At 65.7% G+C, this 2,645-nt stretch carries 3 protein-coding genes; 1 reads left to right on the top strand and 2 read right to left on the bottom strand.

Annotated elements, in window-relative coordinates; all coding sequences use genetic code 11:
- Positions 1 to 1,654 (bottom strand): bifunctional proline dehydrogenase/L-glutamate gamma-semialdehyde dehydrogenase PutA (gene putA / locus A5906_RS45465; protein ID WP_245327026.1); only part of this gene is annotated, 1,654 nt, incomplete at its 3' end.
- Positions 1,655 to 1,769: 115 nt separating this feature from the next.
- Between putA and A5906_RS32125 the strand changes: the two genes are divergently transcribed.
- The gene (locus A5906_RS32125) at positions 1,770 to 2,231 is read left to right on the top strand and encodes an Lrp/AsnC ligand binding domain-containing protein (protein WP_018643717.1); all 462 of its coding nucleotides are present in this window, start codon (positions 1,770 to 1,772) and stop codon (positions 2,229 to 2,231) included.
- 173 nt (positions 2,232 to 2,404) lie between these two features.
- Here the strand turns inward: A5906_RS32125 and A5906_RS32120 are convergent, their stop codons facing one another.
- On the bottom strand, positions 2,405 to 2,605 hold the full coding sequence (locus A5906_RS32120; protein ID WP_027527932.1) for a cold-shock protein: 201 nt from the start codon (positions 2,603 to 2,605) through the stop codon (positions 2,405 to 2,407).
- Positions 2,606 to 2,645: the final 40 nt, after the last annotated feature.

Here is a 2,645-nt window from a genome sequence, read left to right as displayed (position 1 = left end):
CATTGGCCTGCTCCGGCGTGGCGTCAGCGATCGGCTTGAGGTCCGCCGCCTCGGCCTTGACGTCGGTCAGCAACCGGTCGAGCGCGGCACGCGCGCCGAACTCCACGCCGCGCGAATTGCGCCGCTCCGGCGCGAACAGATCGCCCGGCAGCGGAATTTTGGGGTGGGCCGCCGCTTGCGGCCGCACGATCGCATCCGCCGGCCGCTGCAACAGCGCCGGCACGGGCACGCGATAATCGGCGGCCTGCGCCACGAAGGACGAGTTGGCGCCGTTCTCCAAAAGCCGCCGCACCAGATAGGCGAGCAGGTCGCGATGGCTGCCGACCGGCGCATAGGTGCGGTAGGCGATGTCAGGATGGTCCTTGGCAAGCTGCTCGTAGAGCGCTTCGCCCATGCCGTGCAGGCGCTGGAATTCGAAGCCGCCGCTGCTCCCGGCAAGCTCCAGCACGGTTGCGACCGTGAGCGCGTTGTGGGTGGCGAATTGCGGGAAGATGCGCGGCCGCAGGCTCAGCAGCTTCGTCGCGCAGGCGACGAAATTCAGGTCGGTCATCGCCTTGCGCGTGAACACGGGATAGCCGTCGAGCCCGCGCTCCTGCGCGCGCTTGATCTCGGTGTCCCAATAGGCGCCTTTGACCAGCCGCACCATCAGCTTGCGGTCGTGGGCGTGGGCGAGCGCATCGACATAGTCGATCACTGCGCTCGCGCGCTTCTGATAGGCCTGGACCGCAAGGCCAAACCCATCCCAGCCCTTGAGAGAGGGATCGGCGAGCGTTGCCGCGATCACGTCGAGCGACAGCTCCAGCCGGTCGGCCTCCTCGGCGTCGACGGTGAAGTTGAGGTCGTGGGCCTTGGCGCGTTGCGCCAGATCCAGCAGCAGCGGCACCAGCTCGGCCATCACGCGGTTGCGGCTGATCGCCTCGAAGCGCGGATGCAGGGCCGAGAGCTTGACCGAGATGCCGGGCCGGTCGGGGAGGGGGCGATCGCCGGCGGCCTTGCCGATGGTCTCGATCGCGCTGGCATAGGCGTCGAAATAGCGCCTGGCGTCCGCGGCCGTGCGCGCGCCTTCGCCGAGCATGTCGAAGGAATAGCGCGGCTTCTGGCCGGAGCGCGGCTTGCCCCGCTCCAGCGCCTGCTCGATGGTCTCGCCCAGCACGAAATGATTGCCCATCAGCCGCATCGCCTGGCGCGTGGCGGTGCGCACCGCCGGCGCGCCCAGCCGCTTCACCAGCCGGCCGATGGTGCCGTCGGGCGTCTCGCCGGGCTGGATCACCCGCGCCGACAGGCCGAGCGCCCAGGCCGAGGCGTTGACCAGGAAGGCGGTGGACTTGGTCTCGTGGTGGATGAAGTCGCCCTCGCCGAGCTTGTCCTCGATGAACTGATCGGCGGTGCGCGCGTCCGGCACGCGCAGCAGCGCTTCCGCCAGGACCATCAGGGCGAGCCCTTCCTTGGTCGAGAGCGCGAATTCCCGCAGCATGTCCTCGACGCCGCCGAGGCGGTCGTCGCGCTTGCGGATCGCCTCGATCAGCCGCGTCGCGGTGCGGTCGATCCGCGCCTCCTGCGGCGGGGCCAGATGCGAGGCCGGCAACAGGCGCGCGGCGATCTCGGCATCGTCAGGGGCATAGGGGGCGGCGAATGGCGGCGGAATGTTCGGCATGGCGTGTCCTGTGGCTCAAAATCCAGGATAAGGCCCGCGTGACCGTAGTTCGATGGACAATCTAGCCCGTTTGCCTTAGAAAATGAAGATCGGACGTCATTTGGCCTTACAAGATATGGAACTCGATCGAATCGACCGGAAAATCCTCTCGATTTTGCAGGAAGATGGCCGCATCGCCAATGTCGAGCTCGCCGAACGCATTGGCCTGTCGCCGACCTCGATCGGCGAGCGGTTGAAGCGTTTGCAGCGCGAGGGCTTTGTCGAGGGCTATGGCGCGCGGCTCAATCCGCACCGGCTCGGCCTCGGCCTGCTCGTGTTCGTCGAGGTGCTGCTCGACAAGACCACGCCCGACAATTTCGAGCGCTTTGCGCGCGCGGTGAAGCTCGCCCCTGAAGTGCTGGAGTGTCACATGGTTGCCGGCGGCTTCGACTATCTTGTGAAGGCGCGGCTTGCGGACATGACCGCGTATCGACGCTTCCTCGGCGAGACCCTGCTGTCGATGCCGGGCGTGCGCGAGACGCGGACCTATGCGGTGATGGAGGAGATCAAGCGCGACGCACCGTTGCCGGTGGGTTAGCGAAGTGCCGTCGCGATTGTCATTGCCGTGGCGTTGAATGATCGGTCTACACGGGAAAAATAGCTATCCTTGTGCAATCGCAACGCCTGTCGTCGAATGCACTGACCGTCTTCTGAAATTTTCTTGGCCTCGCTCCCGGAGACGCTCCGGGAGGCAGCGAAACGCTGGCGGGCTTATACTTTGAGGTTCTCTGCGGAGGTCTTGCCCCGGTTTGCGATCTCTTCGTATTCAACCGTCTGTCCCTCGTTCAGGGTCGACAGACCGGCTTTCTGCACTGCCGAGATATGCACGAACACATCCTTGCCTCCCGACGCAGGCTGGATAAACCCATAACCCTTCGTCGGGTTGAACCACTTGACCGTACCTTTGGGCATCACGTCTTCTCCGCGGGTCTTCCTCCGAGATCTCGAACCG

The sequence above is a fragment of the Bradyrhizobium sacchari genome (assembly GCF_002068095.1).
Lineage (GTDB): Bacteria > Pseudomonadota > Alphaproteobacteria > Rhizobiales > Xanthobacteraceae > Bradyrhizobium > Bradyrhizobium sacchari.
Note: the sequence above shows the minus strand (reverse complement) of the source record. Positions and strands in the feature narration are given on the sequence as shown.